Source organism: Desmonostoc muscorum LEGE 12446, assembly GCF_015207005.2.
Classification (GTDB): Bacteria; Cyanobacteriota; Cyanobacteriia; order Cyanobacteriales; family Nostocaceae; genus Nostoc; species Nostoc muscorum.
In genome coordinates, this window is the sequence record NZ_JADEXS020000001.1 from 5,597,875 (window position 1) to 5,618,107 (window position 20,233).

The following is a 20,233-nucleotide window of genomic DNA, read 5'->3' on the forward strand; positions in this document are numbered from 1 at the left end:
GACGAGCCTGAATAAGAGTGGAATGCACCAAAACCGCAATCAGATTATGACTCTAAAGTTCTAAGCTATTCCTCATCAGATTGATCTATCATCGGTTTTTGAGCAGCATGTCGTACAAACAGAATCTCAACACTATCATTAACAATAGTAAAGAGAATCCGATAGGCATTTCTTCCCTTTCCATAAAGCAATTGTCGGATTTCTTGCTCAAAAAAATAATTCTCAAATGCTAGAGAACAACGGGAAGGCATTTTTTCTAGGGATAAAATAGCTTTATACAATCCTTATAACCATTGTTTAGCTTTACTAGAAAAATCATTATTGAGCCAAAAATAGGCTTCTTCTATTGCTTTTTGTGCTGTGGGTTGTATGATGATCTGATATTTCTGACTCATTGAAAACTGTCTAGTTTATCAAACAGTTCATAAAAAAAATCTTCCGCTTTTTTCCCTTTTCCTTCCTGCATTTGTTCCAAACCAAGTTTAATACCCTTTAAAGTTTCTACTAACTCAGCAGCATCTAAAAGTTCCTGATAAGATTCTGCATCTTGAACAACTAGCTCTGCTTTTCCATTGATAGTTAAAACCAAGGGATGTTTTGTTTCCTTAATACGCTGCAAAAACTCAGTCGTATTACGTTTAAACTCGGTAAGAGAATGTATGTCTTTTGAAAGGTTTATCATGGAGACAGCATTGAATAAGCATCTAATAAAATGCTAAGAATAAGTCGCTAATTTTGTCAACTAATACAGCAGAATTCAGAATTCAGAATTCAGAATTCAGAAGTAAAACAAGGTTGATACCTGGTTTTGGCATTTAGCTTGTGTACTTCACGCTTGTTGAAATCTGTTGTATCTCTCAAAACTTTCCTTAATTATTTTGCCCGATCGCCAGTCCCCTTTTTCAAACCTTGCCAGCTTTCTCGCAGCCGTTTCAAATTAGGTGGATGTCCACCATAACGCCAGCTAACATAAGCTTGACAAATTTCATCTATTACCTCAGCAGTTGTTGAGGGATGATGTTGGTATGAAACTTTGGCATACTCTAGCGGTGTTTGTGCTGGATGTTTACCCAAACCTTTTTGCGCTGTCCATTGCAGCATTTGTTGATAAAGGCTTTCCATCGCTGGCAATTTCTTTAACCATCGGCGATTGCGCCACTCGCGCCACTGTCCCCAACCCAGCCAACCGAAGAAAGCTATGGTAGTACCCAAAATTAAGCCAGTCAATACACCGAACCAACCTTGAGAGAATAAAGCGATAAACCAAGCGATCGCTCTACCAATCCAGCTAAATATTGTCCCAAATACATTATTCAATAAACCTGTCACCGGAGAAGGTAACCATCCAGCAATCCACTGCCAAAATTGCCGCAGGACGCTAAAAGTTTCAGTATCTTCAATTGACGGGGGTATCAAGGGATGATTGGGAATTGGATCAAAGGCAAACCAGCCATATTTAGGGAAATACACTTCCGTCATCACGTAGGCGTCTGTATTACGGACAACATACATCCCCGTGAATGGATTAAACTCTCCCGGACTAAATCCCGCCACTAACCGCGCCGGAATGCCAATGGAACGCAGCATCACCGTGAGAACTGTGGAAAAGTGGTCTGGATAGCCTCCTTTGTACTTGAATAAAAAAGCTTCTACCAAGTCTTCTTTTTCATCTAAATAAGGTAGTTCTAAGGGATTTTGCGGAATAGAGTAGTATTGCTTTAGGTATTGAGCTAAATAAAGAGCCTTTTCATAAGCTGAATCTAGGTTTTTAGAAGACTTTGCTACCCGGTTTTGATTGTACTTGGCGAGGATTTCTTCGGTGCGTTGCCGGACTTTTTCGGCAATTTCGGGCGGGATTTGGAGATAATGCTTTTTAATATCTTGGGGATATTTAGTAGAAGTTTGACCTAACAAAGTCCGATCGCGGTATGGTACTTCGGAAACTACTGTATAAGTCACACCTTCTGATAATTCCACAGGCGATCGCAACCCGTCTTCTTTATCAACTGCGATCATTGGTGTGGGAAAGTAAATTTCCTTGGGATTAGCCATTGCTGGAATTAAATTCGGCAAATCCGACACCACTGTATAAGTTTGTACTACTTCTTGAGTTTTACCAGTAATCAGAGGTGGGGGAATAAAAATTTGGTAAGACCAAGGCGATCGCCTGATGGTGGTAACATCTTCTTTACGAGAAACTTCCCATCCTTTACCTGTATAACGGTCAAATCCCAAAACTCGCCAAAAACCCTCAGCTTGCGATCGCACTCGCATCACAACCTTGGGTTTCATCTCACCCCGCAGGTTTTGGTTAATTTCGCTATTGAAACCGTAGTAAAAATTATTATCTACTTTTCCTGGTTGCCCAGTTTTATTCTGTCCTGTAGCATCACCTTGATTATTACCATTACCTTCGCGGACATAACCGCGATTGATAATGCCACGTCCTGTAAAATTGCCTTTGATATCAATTGGAGGACTTACAGGAAAAGTACGTAATTGGTAGCCAGGTAACCTGGGTAAAACAGCAAAAATTGCCAGTCCGAGACCGACAATTACAAAAAAGTTAACAATTAAAAATTTAAAATTTAAATTTGAGAATTTCTCTTTTGGGGTGTTTTCTTTTTGTGTTTTTAATGGCTGCAAACCCAAGCGTGAGCGATAATCTAATATTAACGTTGGGAGAGCGATCGCTAAAAATAACAGCAACACAGGTGCAAATGCTAAAGTCTGACTCAGCGTTGCAGCCACACCCAATAAAATCAATCCGATGACAATCGAATAACCCAAATTTTTGCGGCGGGGTGTATCAAAGCTGTGCAACACCTGTAGTTGAATTAATAACTCTGCCAAACCCAACCGCGTATCATTCAACTCTGTCACTAACCGCCCAAAGAAAGTACCCAGCGCTATTAACATTCCGATAGCGATGCAGAACTTTACAGCAACATTGCGATCGCCGCGACGATAGTAACTCCAAATCGCACCCACTACACTCAGGGGTAACGCCCAAATACTGAATGAAGTCTCCGCGGCGATATCTGTCGCCACAATTCCCAAAATAACCAACGCTAGCACCAGCACCCGTAAGGAAATTGAATTTTCCACTTCTGTCAAAGGCGAACCCTGTGTATTTTGCTGCCTGAAATTATTTACAGGGAGACGCCAAAACCGATTCATCCTGGATAAGTTAAACAAGGTGTAGCTCCCACGGAAACAATACTAACGACGGAACTCACCGCCCTACTTCTAAGTATTCCCGTCGGAGGAAGTTTTCTTATCCTGTTTTTTAAGTGTCTATAAGTGGAAAATTGATAGCGATGAAAATTCTAGATCGCAAAGACGCGATGAATCGCCGTCAAGACGAAGGACTGGTTATTGTAGAGACGGCGATTTATCGCGTCTCTTGCCTTAATCGAACAGTATTGGTTACGGGTTGAGTTTACACATGCCTAAGATTTGGCAACCTACATTAAGTAAGCACCCTGTTTTCAGTAGTCTTTAAAGATAAACAAAGCCCCAAAGCAACAGCGAGGGGAAAAGTTATCTTAAATATATATCGGCGTTGATTGACGCAGTGTGCTAGCGGTAGTAATTTAGACTACATTGTGGGATTAATCACAAACAACAAAGGTTGTTCATCTATTTCTGGAAACTCAACTTCCAGGGTATAAATTGGATTAAGTTGCTCGCAGCCTAAATCTACACTTAGGTATCCGGAACTCGAAGATGTTGTCATTGCTAAGGTGCCACTTCCTCGCAATGTCAAAGTTCCTTTAACGGGTAAATCAGCTTGAACAAGTAACTTGGTAAGTTTACCTAGAGATTGGTACTCTACTCTAATGTTTAAAGTACCGACACTGGTTAGCCATTGTCTTTCTACCACTGGACTAGCCGCTGAAAGTGGTAGAGTCAGATTTTCCAGCAATTGTTTAGCCGCCAGCAATGACAAAGCCATCTGTTGCCGGGGTTGTAAATCTGAATAATCGTTCTGAATATCGGGCATTTTGTCCAGAGTATTCACAGAACGATAGGTGCTTCTTAGCACCAGTCCAGCTATGTCATTTAGTGCCTGAGATTCGTTGGGGAAAAAGTTCTCCACCACTTGAACTAATTTTGCCCCCAGTGGCACTGAAGATGTAACCAACGCCTGACACTGTTCTAGCAATTGCCGGAAAACTCTTTCTGGCAGGGGAATCGGCAGATTCAGCTTTGACTGCTGTGCCATCCATCCCCAGGTAGGAACGAGTGTCATTGATGGCTCATCAACAAAGTCGGGATAGTCGGTTAATTGTGTTTCCCAAGGAAACAACGGTGGCTGATCTTGGATTTGGATTTGTAACCGACGCTTAAGGATGGCTTGGAAACGATCTTGCACAGTAGGAATTTCTCCCAGTTGAAAGGTCTGGGGCGTTCCTCTCAATTTTGGCTCACTGTTTTTTGAACCAGTGGCTTCCTTCAAGAGGTTTTTTACCCCGTCATTTTCCTCACATTCTAACGAGGGATACTCACAGTTTTTGACATTACCTGTCAATAACCAATAGAGACACTCGTTTTGTAAGGATTCTGAGTCACTATTCATGAGTAGATGCACCTGATCCGGACACTAATGAGTTACGAATTTCCCAAGCTTGTTCCAGAATCTTAAACCAGCGTTTCTGTAGTTGTGCCATTGACAGCCCTAAAGTTTTAGCTATTTTTTCATCGGCTTGTCCTTGTTGCTTCAACTCTAGTAAAGACCGCTGTTTATCGTCCAACTGCGTTGTGTATGCTTGCCATTGCTGGGGAGTTAAGCCCAAGTTGGTATGCAATGAAGCTTCGAGCCATTCGTGAACTAATTCCCAACGGTGCAACAAGGCGAATCGAATTAGATGATACTTGAAGCGCTGCTGTAAGTAATCTCTCTGACGAGAGGTTAAGCCCAAAACCGATTCAATTTCTTGTGCTGATAGATCTTGAAGACGAAGCGAAAAATAATCAGCACAGTCAGATTGTTGCCGTTGTTCGAGATAATTCATTAATTCGGTAATCACAACAGAACGCAAGGTGTCTTCTTCAGGTTCCGGTTCTGTTTGGGTTGCCATTGTGGAGCGCAATTGCTGAATGGCTGGTTCTTCCCAACCGTCGGCTTCACTATTGCTACCTTCTGCGGCTTGTTCTATGTCTACGCTGGTTTCGGGGGGTTGCTGTTGGGAGAAAGTTTGCGCTCGCAGGATAATTAGCTGCTGCTGACGGCCTGGTAAGGGAATTCGCCGCTTACCATAGCGCTCGGTAAATGCCATGTACTCAGACAATTCCAGAAGCGTTTGTGGCCGATAAGTGGCACCGAGTTGATTTTCTCGCCGGAAAGCGTTCAATGCTTCCAGATAAAAACTTTGTAGAAAATCTTCAATTATAGTCAGCCGCCCTTGATAGCTCAATTGCTTCTGAGGAGGATTAATGTAACGATAAATAATAGCGCTCAAAGTACTGTGTAATTCTACCCTGCCCCGATTTGAACCCAACTGATAGTACCTGAGACACTGTTGCAGCCGATGTCGAGCGAGGGTGAGTGCCGAGCTTTCCACAGCCCCGGAAGCTTGGATTCGTTTGCTTTCACTGCAAATCCGATAGACTTCGCTGGTAATTCGTCTTGCCACATCATGACAATTTTGTTCCGAAGCTTTGGTTGATTGCTGGAACTCCCTGGACAGGAGTTGAAAGATCACCTCCACACCAATAGAATTTTCTCCCAGAAAAGTTGCAGATGGAATAGTTGCGGTTGCGGCTGAATTCATAGTCTCGGTTTTCAAAAGACCTTAAGGTATTTAAATACAACCTGTACGACCGTGGGTGTTGGCTTTTTGAGTTTTGCTTATAAGCTAAATGCAGACCAATCCTACGTTGAAGATGTGCCTGATGTTATTATTCCCAAATTTAATGGGATTGTTCACATTTTGTAGATGTTATTGCCATTACCCAGGAGCCGTATACAAGTCATTATGGATTTAGAAGCACAAATTCAATTGCTGATTGACAATGCACCCCGCGATGGTATAACACCAAATCTAATTTCAGCAATTGCTCCTTCCCTGAGAGCGATCGCTCAAAAATTACGTTACTCCCAGTACTATATTCTCCAAAGTTCGGAGGGCAACTGGGTTTTAACTACACTGAGCAATCGTACTAATCCAGGATTGGAAAAGCGAGTGGTTTACGCTTTCCCTACCATACAGGATGTCTCCCTAATTTCCACTGCTGGGCTTGACCCTCAAATGCTAACTAAAATTGTTCCCGTCACCCATATTTTGTTTCAATTGGTGGCATTAGAACCCGTAGATAGTATCGTTTTTTTGGAAACACCGGGTCAGACCACTCATACCTTTGAAGTCCGGCGAACTGAGTTAGAAAAACTCATGCAACAAAAGCTGCGACAGATGCGATCGCCTAAACACATACCCCCTGATATTGCATAGAATAATTTTGGCTTTGAGATTTTTTCGATACAAGCCAATATCTGTCTTTAAAACTTATGAGCGCCAATTTTTGGCGCTCATAATTTTCTAAAAAATTTTCAATTTCCAATCTGTCTGCAAAAATTTGCTCAATCGGGAAACCATTTTTTCCCTTATCGCTTTGCAATGTCTAGAATCGATTAAAAAACAGTTAGCAGTGAACAATTTTCAATTTTTTGTTTAGCTTCTTCTAAAATACAAGGTCAGATTTTAACTCTCTGCAATATCTAGAATCGATTAAAAAACAGTTACTAGTGAACAATTTTCAATTTTTTGTTTAGCTTCTTCTAAAATACAAGGTCAGATTTTAACTCTCTGCAATATCTAGAATCGATTAAAAAACAGTTACTAGTGAACAATTTTCAATTTTTTGTTTAGTAGTCGTAGGTTGGGTTGAGGAACCTAGCAAGATCCCACAGGGTAACCCAACATTTCTGATTTTTTCGGTTCTCACAGGATAAACCCAACCTACGGTTAGTATTTTCAACTCTGTGCAATATCTAACAATTGATTAAAAAACAGTTACCACTGAACAATTTTCAATTTTTGTGTTTAGCTTCTGTTGAGCCAGAAATACCCACCCAAAAATAGTTGTGCAGGTTTGACTGAGGCAGAACTTACGCAACTGGCACGTTCGCACAAGTCGGAAAACGCGCCTAAGCAACTGGCTCAACTTTTGGCAAAATTTAAAATCTAAAATTCGTTTTTAATAAAGCCGACTCAGTGCATAGTCAGCTATGTTAATCAATGCCTGCTGGGACTCTGACGGCGGCAGAACTGCAAGATGTTCAATTGCCAATTTAGTATGATGAGCAGCTAATTCTCGCGCTTGCTGTATACCCTGGCTATCTTGAATCAGTGCTAATGCTTGCTCTAAATCCCCTTCTTGAGCAAATTCTCTTTCAATCAGCACTTCCAAGTATGGTTTTTCCGCTAAAGCAAATAAAACCGGTGCAGTCAGATTACCACTTTTAAGATCCGATGCCACTGGTTTACCCAAGGTATCTGTTGTACTGGTGAAATCTAGAATGTCATCAACAATTTGAAATGCTATGCCAAGGTCACGACCATAGCTATACAGATGCTCAACAGTTTCTCGAGACACTTCACTGAGTAACCCAGCGGCTTTGGAACTATTAGCAATTAACGAAGCTGTTTTGTAATAACTCTTTTGGAGGTAAGTTTCAATAGAGATACCAGCATCAAAACGATTCAATCCCTGCTGAATCTCCCCAGTAGCTAGATCCATAATCACTTCTGAGAGCAGTTTCACCACCTCCAAATTGTCTAAGTTTGCTAAATACCATGAAGATTGGGCAAAGAGAAAATCTCCTGCTAATATGGCAATGCGGTTACCAAACAAACTATGAACGGTGGCAACGCCTCGCCGCACGTCTGATTCATCTACCACATCATCGTGTACCAAGCTTGCTGTATGAATCATTTCGGTAATCTCAGCTAAGCGGCGATGACGCGGGGTGATTTCTTGCTCTAACATTGTTGCCCGCGATATTAGCAAGACAATTGCTGGCCTGATACGCTTTCCCCCAGCTCCGAATAAATGTTCGGCTGCTGCAAACAAAATGGGGTGGCGATTTCCAACTAGCTGTTTGAGGTTATCTGCTAGTTGTCGCAGGTCTGCTTCCACAGGGGTAAACAGGGAGGTGGCTGGGGTCATGGATGGGCGGACTCTGACTTAGGTTACGAAAGTTTACATATCCTTTACTCATTTTAAGATAACCCTGTGCCAGCGCAAAGTTTTCATCAGTAATCCCATACTCATAAAATCTACTGGAGGAAATCTTAGCTAATACAGTTTTTGTCAATAAGCAATTATGCTTAATATTGATATATTTCTGAGAATATGGGAAAAGTGTTCACTGAAGATCGTGTTACTGAAGTCTTGTTAAATTTTCTTTAAGTGTGGGGCACTGTCTAAAAGATAAAAATAAGGCTTTATCAGTGCCCATTCCAGAAAAATTGAAATCAAGCAGTTGGTGCAAGATATCAGGGTATCCACTTGCCGTATTTGTACATAGTCCCCTACAGACAAAACAACAGATTAAGTATTATTGCTTATTTACAATAATGAGAGAAAGTGTATTAGATTCAATCATGTAAGACTAAATTTTTTTTCAGCTTGAAGTGTAGCTCTTGAAAAAATTTGAAATTTAGCAGACGAGTGGGCTTAAAATTCAAGGCTGTTGTGTTACGCTAAAATATAGGAATTTTAAATTTTTCAGATACTCACACACCAAAAGTAGGTCACCTGCTAGTTGATTTTACTGAAATGGTAGTTGTGTGTATAAAATAACTATTCGCTGGTGACATTGAGGGAATAACTCCTTTGATTTCTCCGACGATATGCGAAACTCCTAGTTTGGAGCTATGCAATACCCCTATGGGAAGCCCTTCGGGTGACGCTCCTTCTCTGCGAGACGCTAAACAAACGTAGCTAAGGGTAGGCTAAGGTCAACTAGGTCTTAAAGTTCTTCTTTATGACTCTGTTGGCTCAAAGGTACACTTTTTTAGCTGACGTTGAGCGCAAGGGTTAATCCTGTCACAGTAGTGTTGAGCAAAAATAACGCAGATCGAGTAGACCGCTGAGAATTGCAGTATTAGGTTGTCTTTTGGCAACTGAGCTGCTGTGGGATTTATGGTCTGCAAAAACTTGCATTAGATAATAAATTATTTGTCCGTAGAGAATCTGATCTCTATAGGTAGATTCACTATAGCAAACTACAGTCATCAAGAACGTACTTGGTTGGCTGAAGTTCTACTAATTTCATGAAATTTTGTATTGCTTACCAAGGGTGCTAGTAGAACAATGATTTACGGAAGTGTGCCTATGATGATTTTTATTTTAGCGTCTGGATATTTGTTCACAGTCTACCTGTTATTAGCACTAGCAAAGCGGACGGGTACAAAGGCTGCTCCGGCAAGTTTTGCTTCATCTGGTAAAGAAAAACATGAGCAGGAGATATCAATCAGGACAAAGGTGACTGAAGCGGTCAATAGTCAATAGTCATTGGTCATTGGTCATTGGTGATTTGCAAATGACAAATGACTATTGACCAATGACAAATTAATTTTATTGGAGTTGGGAAATAGCGATATCAGTGAAGCAAACCTGTTCAACCAGGGGTGTATGGCCTAGCCAGTGAACTCCGGATTGGGAAAACTGTTGTGGACAACCACTAACGGCAAAGCGAGTTGGTAGTGGTGGGTGGGTATTTCTTAAGCCTAGTAGGTCTAGTTCTTGGGCACAAGCTACGACAACATGAACAGCTGGGTCAACGAGCTGGACTTGAGAGGGGACGAGCGATCGCAATACTGGTGTGAGCAGCGGATAATGAGTACAGCCGTGGACTAAGGTATCAATTTCCTGCTCTAATAAAGGTTCTAAATAGCCTCGTGCTACTTCAGCTGTGTAAGGGTCGTGAATGCGGTTTTGCTCAATCAGTGGCACAAACTCTGGACATCCAACTTGCCAGACTTGGACATTGGGATTAATTTCGAGTATGGCGTGCTTATAAGCATTACTCTTAGCTGTGGCGGGAGTGGCAATTACACCGATGCGCTTTCCCATCTGGACTGCTGCCCTTGCCCCTGGTAGGATTACTCCTAGTATGGGTACGCTAAATTCTTGACGCACAGTTTCTAACGCTAGGGCAGAACTGGTGTTACAAGCCATAATCACCATTTTTACCTGCTGCTGTTGTAGCCAGGTGAGGATTTCACGGGTAAATTGTAAAATTTCTGCTTGTGAACGAATTCCGTAAGGAAGCCGAGCTGTATCCCCAAAATAAACAATTGATTCATTCGGAAGTTGGCGATATAGTTGTCGCAGTACTGTCAATCCTCCCACACCACTATCAAAGATACCAATTGGGGCGCGTTGGGGTTCTTGATTAGAAAAATCGTCAAGATTTCCTTCAAAAATGGAAGATGAATACACAGGCAGATATTGATTTAGGTTTTTGGATATAAAATACAGAATCTAGCAGACAATTTACAAATTTACCACTAAATTCTGCACGCAAAAGCAGGATATATAGTTAGTTATTAATTAGCCCTGAATATTCCCCGTTATAGTTAGTAAATTCATTCTTTGATCTGCGAATCTTAGATAGACGAATTTGCCAATCGGAAACCTGCTCGTAGGTAAGGTGATGAGTATTGCAAGTCGGTGTCCATAGCCCTCCCCAAACACAGGGGTCTTCAAACTGCAACAGACCTAACTTGCGTAAGTTGTGGGATTGGGGAGTTCCTGGCAAGGGGGCTATGCTATACACAGCAATCTGAAATTCCAATTCTCGGTTAATCTCTACCAGTTCATCCACAAGTCCTGAGATCGCTTCCTCAAGATGTAACAAGCTATCATCGTCATGATCTGGTAGCCCGATAATAATGCCATAAGCAATAACAGGTATAACAGTTCGGACGACAGATTTCATTAATGTACAATGCTCTTGCCACGGCAACAACTTGCTGTATGCTTCTCGCCCAAAAACGGGACGTTCCGCAGGGATATAAGCTAAAGGACAACCTACTTTGCCATCCCAGCCAAACAGTGCTTGAATAACTTCTTCGTCCGGGCTGAGATCGGTATTGCCGTAGTTGCGTCCATGTCCCACCGTGGCTTTCCGCAGTTCTAAACCATTAGGCCACATCAGAGATATTCCCATGTTAACCTTGACATTTCGTAATATATTTGGTTTTTTTGTGCTAACTTACTTACCCAGGTATAAAGCGTGTTTTACTCCTGAATTTTGTTAGCACAGCGGGACGTAACCCATTCTGAATTCTGAATTCTGTTATACTACCGCTGTAAGTATTTGAGGATGCCACGAGCGATCGCTTCTGCCATCCGATTTTGATATTCTGGTGTTGCTAATCTGGGATTATCCTCGTTACCAGTCATATAACCTGTTTCCACTAAAATCGAGGGCATAGAGCTTTTCCTGAGAACGTAAAATCTAGCTTTACGGGTTCCTCGGTCTTTAATGGTAGGGATATTTTGCAGAATGCTATTACGAACTACTTCAGCTAGAGCATAACCGCTGTCGTAATAGTAGACTTCTAAGCCATTGACACTAGGACGATTATCAACTGAATTGGCGTGAATGCTGACAAACAAAGTCGCATTAACTCGCTCAGCGATGTCTACCCGTCCCTGAAGTTCGACGAAAAAGTCTGCGTCCCTTGTTAATACTGCTTGTACACCATTTTGCTCTAAAATCGCTGCTACCCTTTTACCAATAGGCAAGATTACATCCTTTTCTAACAGTCCGCCCAAACCAGGGGCACCTGAGTCTTTACCACCGTGTCCTGGGTCAATAACCACCAGCAATTTCCCTCTGGGAACTGGGGGGCGTGGCTGTGGCTGGTATGTAGGACGAGGATTATCTGTGGGGCTGGGGAGTTGACCTTGGTTTGGTGATGGTAGGGGAGGTAAAAGAATGGGGGGTGTGATGCTACCAGAGCGTTGTAATTCTAAAGCCAAAAGTTGGTCACCAACCTGGTTAAGTTCGCCAATTTTTACTCCCGCTGCTGGTTGAACCAAGACAGTGACAGTATTTTCTGCTTGTGGTTGGAGGCGAACGCGGAGGATAGGACTATTAGGATTAAAAGTAGGCCCTTTAACTTTAGGAGCTAATCGAGCATTGTTGATAGTGATGCGGAATAAGCCAGAGGTTCTATCCCAGCCTCCTGTGGCAGATAAACTTTGGTCGGCTCTAATTAATAGTTGTGTGCCATTGCCAGCTAGTTCCACAGACTCAATGGTGGCTGGTGAATTGTTCGCAGATGGTACGGGGCGTGGAGTATTATTACCTGGTAACTGAGCAATACCACGACTGGGGAGAAGCACGAAACCACCAACACTACTGGTAGTTACCCGCCAGTCAGAAGCATTTTTGTCCACCTGTAAGGTCATGCGAACAACAGATGGGCTACTTTCCAGTCGGGAGAACTGGATGCGGCTAACTCCGTAGCGATTAATTGGCAAATCTCGCTGTTCTAGATTTGGTGAGAGAGTTGCGCCAGCGATGTCGATGTTAATTTTCTGGCGATCGCTGCTACGATTAACTTGAATCTGAGGATTACCGCCACTAGTGGCGACGAAAAAGCCATCACCCGTGATTCGTAAGTTTTCAATTTGGGTAACTCTGGCGACAACTGTTGGCCTATTAGATGGATTAGCGCCGGTTGTCACCACATTATAAATATTTCTAGGGGAGAACGCTGGTGTAGATGTTCTCGGTGAAGTTTCTGTGGCTATTTGTTGTTCTTGAGTATTTCTTGAAGGTAGATTTTCGGCTTGTGGCGTAGGTAATTGCACTATCCAGCGTTCACGAAGTGTCCCCGCAGGGGATTCGCCAGTTGTACCTCTAAATTGTACTCCTTTGGGGTCTAAAGTATAACCAGGCGTCAGTTCGACGACTATGCGTGTTGTTTGTTCGTCAAATTGCCCGATGCGGATAGCGCGAATTGCACCACCTACTTGTTCGGTTAGCTGCGGACGCCCAAATGTCGTTCCTGGCAAATCAATTACCAGCCGAGTCGGGTCGAAAATTAACTGTGCTTGGGGTTGGACATCTCCCAAAGTATTAATTTCCAGTTTGTTTTGATTGGCATCAAAGCGCCAAGATTCGAGTCTCGCGGCCATTGCCGGCGACGACAGCATGAAGATAGTTCCAATAGTACTGGGTAGTAACCAGCGTAATTTCACAGTCCTTTCTCCTGATTCACATTCATGGGAGCCGTCAAAATCTCAACATATTGGCAAATCCTCACACCGTCACCGCCTACACTTGAGTTTTGCGCTGTTATTAAGACACAGCTAATGGCGTAAAATATAGCACGCTCATCTGATTTTGCCATGCCATTAGCCAATATAAATTAGACCTAGAAAGCATCAGATGACAATAACAAACAAGCGACTCTTGTCCCGCCGCAAGAATACCTAAATTTTTTACGTAAACCCCTAATCTTTGCTAGCAGTTGGGGTAAAGCAGGAGAAAAAATTAGTAATTTTTTGACTACAAGGGAGTAATTAGAATTATGCCAGTTAGGAGTTTGAGATTTTGATGAGTCCAGGTGAGGCGAATTTGTTCCCAACACCAGGAATATTCTCATCATAATCACTATTAAATTGTATAAATTTCGTCAATCATTTAAATGTATTTACTCAATAATTCAGACAAAATTACTTATCTTCTCTTGAGGTACAGAAGGATGCCACGAGCGATCGCTTCTGCCATTTGATTTTGGTAAGCTGAGGTTCTGAGCTTAGCGTTATCTTCTCGACCAGTCAAATAACCTGTTTCTACGAGAATCGAAGGCATGGAACTTTTTCTTAGGACATAAAATCTGGCTCGCCGCACTCCCCTATCTCTGACATTGACATTTTGGAGAATACTGTTATGGACAACGCGAGCTAAACCCAAACCACTGTCGTAATAATAGGTTTCCAAGCCACTAACATCGGAACGACCAGGCCCCACTGCATTAGCATGTATGCTCACAAACACATCAGCATTAGCTCGCTCTGCTAATTGCACCCGTCCTGGAAGGGTAACAAAATAGTCAGAATCGCGCGTCATAATCACTTGGACACCATTTTGCTCCAAAATCTGAGCTATTTTTTTACCAATAGGCAGGATAACGTCTTTTTCCCGTACTCCGCCAAGACCCACTGCTCCAGGGTCTTTACCGCCATGTCCTGGGTCAATCAATACTACCACTCGTCCATTAGTAATTCGGCGTTGTGGTTGTGTTGGACGTTGGGGATTGGGATTATTTGGGTCTGGAAATGGACCCCGGTTTATCGGTGGTAGCGGAGGTATCGCATAGGGGGGTCTTCCAGGAAGTGTGACAACTCGACGAGAGCCTTGTATCGGTACAGCCAAAAGCTGGTCACTAATGCGATTGGGTTGCCCAAGTTGCACTCCGGCTGCTGGTTGAACTAAGACAACAACTGTGTTGGGTTCTTGCCGTTGCAGGCGTACCTGGAGAATGGGGCTATTGGCGCCAAAGTTAGGGCCTGTAACTCTGGGAGCTAACTTTGCATTAGGAATTGTGATGCGGAACAAACCAGAGTTTCTATCCCAGGCTCCCGTAGCAGATAAAGTTTGGTCAGTTCTAATCAACAGTTGTGTGCCATTATCAGCCAGTTCTACTGACTCAATTGTGGCTGGGGAGTTGTTAGCCAATGGTCTGCTGGGAAAAGAAACTGCTTCTGACTGGTTGTCAGAATTATTACTTTCAGGTAATGTGACAACACGAGTAGGCAGAACTACCAAACCACTGGTGCCACTCGTGCTTGCTCGCCAGTCTGGGCTATTTTTATTTACCCGCAAAGTTAAACGAACACCAGGGGGTTGAGTTCGGAGTTGAGTGAATTCAACACGGCTAACGCCATGTTTGTTAACGGGCTGATTATTTTGCTGTATCAGCCGTGGTGATAGAGATGCGCCAGAGATATCCATGAAGATGGTAGCGCGATCGCGGCTGCGAATTACCTGAATTGGAGGATTAGCTCCACTGGTGCGGATGAAAAACCCATCACCTGTTACTTGTAAGCTCTCAATTTGAGTCGCTGCCCTGGGAGTGGTGGCAACCCTGGGAATATCAGGTTGAGGACTAGAGTCTGGGGTGACTACACTGTAAACATTTCTCGGAGGAGATGCTGCTTTATCAACTTCTGGTCTAGGTAATTGCACAGTCCAGCGATCGCCAGTTGTGCCCACAAATTGCACTTTCTTGGGGTCTAAAGTATAACCAGGAGTCAATTCGACGACTATACGCGTTGTTTCTGTGTCAAACTGCCCAACACGGATATAGCGAATACCATTACCTACTTGTTGGGTGACTTGGGGACGCCCAAATGTCGTTCCTGGCAAATCAATTACCAACCGAGTCGGGTTGAAAATTAGTTGTGCTTGGGGTTGAACATCCCCCACAGTATTAATTTCCAGCCTGTTTTGATTGGCATCAAAACGCCAAGACTCTAGTCTCGCGGCCATTGCCGGCGAACATAGCATCAAGATCGTTCCAATAGTGCTGGGTAGTAACCAGTGTAATTTCACAGTCCTTTCTCCTAATTCACATTCATGGGAGCCTTCAGTAGTGGTGAGTTGCCAAAGTTCAGCTCTAAAAAAGCTGAAGCTTCTGACTTCTCGTTCTCGTGTAACTCCCAGATCAAATTGCCGTTCAATGAGTATTTTTAACGTGGTTTATTTTACTTAATACTTGGATTCATTGCTCAGCACTGCTTCGGTCAATATCTGAATTCATTGCTAAATCATCACACAGTCACCACCTAAACTTGAGCTTTGATGCCTTTTTTCATTGTTAAGCTGGTATAAAGGCACACTAAAATTAATATCAATTATCAGTTAAGAGTTGCTAGGTTTCATATCGGGAATTTAGCTCCAGCGTGAAGCATTCCACCTTTTGAGGTGGGGGACTCTGACTTCCAAAAAAGCTAGATCGCTGATAACTGATAATTCTTTACAGATAACTTTTTGTTGTTTGTTGCCATTGATGCACTGAGTAAATAATTCCCACTACTGTCAGTTGATCTAGCTTTGTTTATGGGTGTTACTCCCCAATTAGTTGAAAAATCTTCAAATTAAGGCTGATACCAATCTGCTTTCTAAATCGTAACTTTCACTTTCGGGGAGTAGGCAAGAGAAATTTATAAATTACGTTTCTGGCTGCAAATTGGTATGAGGAGCAGGGGAAAACTGGAAATCAATAACATTCCGAATACTAGTAGAAATTCCAAACAAACGACAATTTTATAATCACACGGGACGGAGATTTGGGGAGAGAAGTTTCCAATGTCAGGAGGGAGAGGCGGGGATGGGGGGCAGGGGGAGATGAGGGAGATGAGGGAGATGAGGGGTAAAGAGGAGAACTCCTCACTCGTAACTCCTAACTCCTCACTCCTCACTCCCAATGCCCCAGTGATTAACTATCCCCAGATTCTGGAGTTACTTCTGACGCTGATACCTTCGATTGGGGTGGTTCGATTACCAACGATGTTCCAGAAGCACCGTCTAAAATTAGTTGCTCTGAGTCTGCATCCAAAGTTTTTGGTTCTGGAAATACAAATCGTAACAAGGGAGGAGCTAAAAAGGTGGTTAAAATAACCATCATGATGATTGCTGCCCCTAGTGGTTTTGAGAGAGCGCCGCTAGCAGCGCCGACACCAGCAAATACTAACCCGACTTCGCCTCTAGGAATCATCCCCACACCGATCGCTAAACGGTTGATTCCCGGTTGACCAAACACGCTTAAGCCTGTGATCACTTTACCGAGAATGGCTACTGTAATCAGGAAAGTTGCCATAATTAAACCTTCACGATTATCGGGAATCGCTGGGTTTAAGACTCCCAAATCGGTTTTTGCGCCAACGGTGACAAAGAAAATTGGCACTAGCATATCGGCGATAGGACAGACTTGCTTTTGCAGTTCTTTGCGCTTATCTGTCTCTTCTAGGACTAAACCGGCGGCAAAAGCTCCCAGAATTGCTTCTAAGTGGATGACGGCGGCCAGGTATGCCATAGCAAAGGCGAAGATGAATGCTGGTATTACCAATCCACCGCGTGTTTTGAGTTTATCAGCGATCGCCACAAAGGATTTATTGAAAACATTGCCTAGCAAGATTGCTCCCAAAATAAAACCAGTGGCACTGATAATCAAATAAATGACTTTGCTGACATCCACCACACCATCTTTAGCTAAACTGGCAACCACCGCTAAGACGATGATTCCCAGAACATCGTCAATGACAGCAGCACCGAGAATAATCTGCCCTTCTTTAGAATTGAGTCGCCCCAGTTCTGACAGCACTTTGGAAGTAATCCCAATACTAGTAGCAGTCAAAGCCGCCCCCGCAAAAATTGCCGGGACAGCACCGATACCAAATAAAGTCATCAGTCCCACAGTACCAGCTGCAAAGGGTACTGCTACCCCCACCACTGCGACGACGGTGGCTTGGATACCCACTGCCATTAAGTCTTTTAAGTTCGACTCCAAACCGATTTCAAACAGCAGGATGATCACGCCCAATTCTGCCAAAACGGAAACGACCTCGGACTGTGCTGCAAACACCGCTGGAGTGGCTTCGGGAGATAAACCAGCTGTAGTTTGCAGGAAGGTCATAATCAAAGAGTTAGAACTGTCTGTGCCACCTTCTGGAAACACCAAAAGATGCAAAACAGAGATTCCTACTACTACGCCACCTACAAGTTCGCCCAAGACTGGCGGCAAACCTATTTGGTTTGATAACTCCCCACCAACTTTGCTGGCGAGGTAAATGACAACTAAGCTCAGTAGCACTGCTGCTACTACCATTGAACTGTCTGCGGCTTCTGTTGCGCTAGCCAGCAGAGGAAAAGAGAAGCTGATTGGATTTAACAAATGCATTGGGTTCTGTGAAAATCCTTCTCTTTGATTTTGACGCGTTTCTGAGAAACATCTGTCTATGGAGATGATATTGGCAGGGACTAGGGACTGGGGATTGGGGATTGGGGATTGGGGAGAAAGGAGTGAAGGAGAGTTAAAACTTTAAGAATCACCCTCAGAAGCTCAACGTTCACCCTCAGAAGCTCAACTTTCACCCTCAGAAGCTCAACGTCCAAATTTTTACTCCCCAGTCCCCAATCCCTAGTCCCCAGTCCCCAGTAAAATCAAGCGCTGCCAAAAGACTTGAGAAACCGGGACTACAGACAGTCTAGGAAGCCGGAGCAAGTCAAAGTCTGTAAATTTTTCATCCTGCTTGATTTGGGCTAAGGTGACGGGTTGCTGTACTCTTCGTAGTGCCCGCACATCCACAACTACCCGTTTACTATCGTTGAGTGCTGGATCGATATAAGGTTGACTAATTATTTCTGCTACACCTATAACTTGTCGTTCTTTGCCTGTGTGATAAATCAACGCCAAGTCACCAACTAGCATGGTACGTATATGTTTGAGCGCTAGAGGATTGTTGACTCCATCCCAAATTGTACTGCCGTCCCGTTCCAAATCGAAGTAGGAATAATTTTCTGGTTCAGTTTTCAGCAGCCAATACGCCATACCCAAATCTCCAAAAATATAAGTGTAATTTTTTTAGTTTCCAAAAATGTAACCATTCCCGCTTTTGATTCTGGCGGTGTCAAAGTATAAACATACAAATCGTATCTAGCGATCGCATTTGAATTATGAAAAACTTGTGGTGGCTGTTGATTGGCAATTTTAGATTTTAGATTGCCGATTTTAGATTGTTTTGGTTCATGCTCGATCCCTTGTGGGTGAGACAAATCGAAAATCCCCAAGCCCCTTAGCTAGTGGTCTGTTGAATCTAAAATCCAAAATCCAAAATCGTTGGATTGCTAGATACGCTTATTAAAAACATCTGTTGTGAGGAGTGCAAATCTTATGACTAGAGCCGCTTTACCCGGTTCTGCGTTTCCATCTGGAAATTTGTGGAAAATACTGTCTTTAACTTTGCTTTTATGTACAACTTTTACACTGCCGGCATTGGCACAAGAAAAGGAAAAATTGTGGCGAACCCTGACTGTTAATGGTCGCGGCATGGAAGCAATTCCCACAACCATAGCCCAAGTTAGTTTAGGAGTGGAAATCCAGGGTAAAACTGCACAGGAAGTACAGCAAGAAGCCGCCCGTAGGTCGTCGGCTGTGGTTGCGTTCCTGAAAAACCAAAATGTTGACAAATTACAAACTACTGGTATCCGGCTTAACCCAGTTTATAGCTACACCAATAATGTGCAGCGGATTACGGGCTATGCTGCCAATAACACCGTGAGTTTTCGTATTCCCATTGAACAAACTGGCACATTATTAGATGGCGCAGTGAAAGTGGGTGCAACACAAATTGATAGTATTAGTTTTGTTGCGAATGATGAAGCGATCGCTAAAGCACAAAACCAAGCATTAGCAGAAGCTACCCAAGATGCTAGGCAGCAAGCCAATGCTGTTTTCGGTGCTTTAGGTTTCACACCCAAAGAAGTGGTAAGCATTCAAGTTAATAATGCTAGTCCACCCCGACCACCTGTGTTATTCCGTGCTGAGGAAGCCAAATCAGCTCTACAAGCTGATGCTTCCACCCCTGTCATTGGTGGTGAACAGCAAGTAGAAGCATCGGTGACGTTGCAAATTAGTTATTAGTTGTTTGTCATTAGTCCTTTGTTCTCACAAAGGACTAATGACACATGAATTAGAAATTCTCTGGCGAAAAATCTCCACCGCCTTCTGCATCGCGCTTAGAGCCTAATAAATCTAATTGGTCTACTTGGATCACTGGTGAGGAACGGTTTGCTCCTGTTTGGCGATCGCTCCATGTGTCAAACTTTAAGGAACCTTTGACGGCAATTTGCTTACCTTTACGTACATAATTGCCTGCCACCTCCGCCGTTTTTCCCCATAGTTCCAAATTAAACCAATCAGTATGTTCGCCTTCTTTAGTACGGCGATTAACAGCTAGTGTCAATCTACACTTAACACTACCAGACTCAAAATATTTCATCTCTGGGTCGCCGCCTACACGGCCAATGAGGGTGACAACATTGATACTCATGTGCGTTCTCTTTAGTACAAAGGTACTTATTAGTCTAGACTCCGATGATAGCGAATTGTCAAACTATTGAAAATAATGTGTTAAACAGTTAACAATATAGTTGAATTGAAAAATTATACATACTACTTGGAGAAACACATAAAAGTAT

At 43.1% G+C, this 20,233-nt stretch carries 18 protein-coding genes; 2 read left to right on the forward strand and 16 right to left on the reverse strand.

What is annotated here, in order from left to right:
• Positions 1 to 65: 65 nt before the first annotated feature.
• From IQ276_RS23790 to hetZ, 5 genes are all read right to left on the reverse strand, one after another.
• Positions 66 to 251: a hypothetical protein gene (locus IQ276_RS23790; protein ID WP_228042918.1), complete on the reverse strand. Its 186-nt coding sequence runs from the start codon at positions 249 to 251 to the stop codon at positions 66 to 68.
• A 140-nt stretch (positions 252 to 391) separates the two neighbouring features.
• Complete coding sequence (locus IQ276_RS23795; RefSeq protein ID WP_193915061.1) at positions 392 to 682, reverse strand: type II toxin-antitoxin system Phd/YefM family antitoxin; 291 nt, start codon at positions 680 to 682, stop codon at positions 392 to 394.
• 191 nt (positions 683 to 873) lie between these two features.
• Positions 874 to 3,180, reverse strand: coding sequence for a transglutaminase TgpA family protein (locus IQ276_RS23800; protein WP_193915059.1), 2,307 nt, complete (start codon positions 3,178 to 3,180; stop codon positions 874 to 876).
• Between the two features lie 421 nt (positions 3,181 to 3,601).
• Positions 3,602 to 4,582 (reverse strand): PatU, encoded by a 981-nt coding sequence (locus tag IQ276_RS23805; protein ID WP_193915056.1) that lies wholly within the window; start codon positions 4,580 to 4,582, stop codon positions 3,602 to 3,604.
• Entirely contained in the window at positions 4,575 to 5,777 is a 1,203-nt protein-coding gene (gene hetZ / locus IQ276_RS23810) for a heterocyst differentiation protein HetZ (RefSeq protein WP_193915054.1), read from the reverse strand. The genes IQ276_RS23805 and hetZ overlap by 8 nt, the downstream gene beginning before the upstream one ends.
• 204 nt (positions 5,778 to 5,981) lie before the next feature.
• Here hetZ and IQ276_RS23815 point away from each other — a divergent pair, with 204 nt between their 5' ends.
• Positions 5,982 to 6,455, forward strand: a complete 474-nt coding sequence (locus tag IQ276_RS23815; RefSeq protein WP_190879566.1) for a hypothetical protein — start codon at positions 5,982 to 5,984, stop codon at positions 6,453 to 6,455.
• Between the two features lie 745 nt (positions 6,456 to 7,200).
• Here IQ276_RS23815 and sds read toward each other — a convergent pair.
• The 10 genes from sds to IQ276_RS23865 form a co-directional block, all read right to left on the reverse strand.
• Positions 7,201 to 8,172, reverse strand: coding sequence for a solanesyl diphosphate synthase (sds, locus tag IQ276_RS23820; RefSeq protein WP_190879568.1), 972 nt, complete (start codon positions 8,170 to 8,172; stop codon positions 7,201 to 7,203).
• A 1,211-nt stretch (positions 8,173 to 9,383) separates the two neighbouring features.
• Positions 9,384 to 9,509: a hypothetical protein gene (locus tag IQ276_RS40740; protein WP_309245606.1), complete on the reverse strand. Its 126-nt coding sequence runs from the start codon at positions 9,507 to 9,509 to the stop codon at positions 9,384 to 9,386.
• 76 nt (positions 9,510 to 9,585) lie between these two features.
• Entirely contained in the window at positions 9,586 to 10,452 is an 867-nt protein-coding gene (murI, locus tag IQ276_RS23830) for a glutamate racemase (protein WP_193915052.1), read from the reverse strand.
• 100 nt (positions 10,453 to 10,552) lie between these two features.
• On the reverse strand, positions 10,553 to 11,182 hold the full coding sequence (locus tag IQ276_RS23835; RefSeq protein ID WP_235115915.1) for a hypothetical protein: 630 nt from the start codon (positions 11,180 to 11,182) through the stop codon (positions 10,553 to 10,555).
• A 134-nt stretch (positions 11,183 to 11,316) separates the two neighbouring features.
• Positions 11,317 to 13,227, reverse strand: coding sequence for an N-acetylmuramoyl-L-alanine amidase (locus IQ276_RS23840; protein WP_235115916.1), 1,911 nt, complete (start codon positions 13,225 to 13,227; stop codon positions 11,317 to 11,319).
• Positions 13,224 to 13,379: a hypothetical protein gene (locus tag IQ276_RS23845; RefSeq protein ID WP_235115917.1), complete on the reverse strand. Its 156-nt coding sequence runs from the start codon at positions 13,377 to 13,379 to the stop codon at positions 13,224 to 13,226. The genes IQ276_RS23840 and IQ276_RS23845 overlap by 4 nt, the downstream gene beginning before the upstream one ends.
• A gap of 329 nt (positions 13,380 to 13,708) precedes the next feature.
• Positions 13,709 to 15,586: an N-acetylmuramoyl-L-alanine amidase gene (locus IQ276_RS23850; RefSeq protein WP_193915048.1), complete on the reverse strand. Its 1,878-nt coding sequence runs from the start codon at positions 15,584 to 15,586 to the stop codon at positions 13,709 to 13,711.
• An 886-nt stretch (positions 15,587 to 16,472) separates the two neighbouring features.
• Positions 16,473 to 17,933 (reverse strand): cation:proton antiporter, encoded by a 1,461-nt coding sequence (locus IQ276_RS23855; RefSeq protein WP_193925848.1) that lies wholly within the window; start codon positions 17,931 to 17,933, stop codon positions 16,473 to 16,475.
• A 240-nt stretch (positions 17,934 to 18,173) separates the two neighbouring features.
• Positions 18,174 to 18,584 carry an EVE domain-containing protein gene (locus IQ276_RS23860; RefSeq protein ID WP_235115918.1) on the reverse strand — a complete coding sequence of 137 codons (411 nt, stop codon included), beginning with the start codon at positions 18,582 to 18,584 and terminating at the stop codon, positions 18,174 to 18,176.
• Positions 18,566 to 18,808 carry a hypothetical protein gene (locus IQ276_RS23865; RefSeq protein WP_193916319.1) on the reverse strand — a complete coding sequence of 81 codons (243 nt, stop codon included), beginning with the start codon at positions 18,806 to 18,808 and terminating at the stop codon, positions 18,566 to 18,568. The genes IQ276_RS23860 and IQ276_RS23865 overlap by 19 nt, the downstream gene beginning before the upstream one ends.
• A 118-nt stretch (positions 18,809 to 18,926) precedes the next feature.
• Here IQ276_RS23865 and IQ276_RS23870 point away from each other — a divergent pair, with 118 nt between their 5' ends.
• A complete protein-coding gene (locus tag IQ276_RS23870) occupies positions 18,927 to 19,676 on the forward strand; it encodes an SIMPL domain-containing protein (RefSeq protein ID WP_190879592.1) in 750 nt (249 codons plus the stop codon).
• 49 nt (positions 19,677 to 19,725) lie between these two features.
• On the opposite strand, the gene IQ276_RS23875 is transcribed toward IQ276_RS23870, so the two are convergent.
• Positions 19,726 to 20,085, reverse strand: coding sequence for a single-stranded DNA-binding protein (locus IQ276_RS23875; protein WP_193916322.1), 360 nt, complete (start codon positions 20,083 to 20,085; stop codon positions 19,726 to 19,728).
• Positions 20,086 to 20,233: the final 148 nt, after the last annotated feature.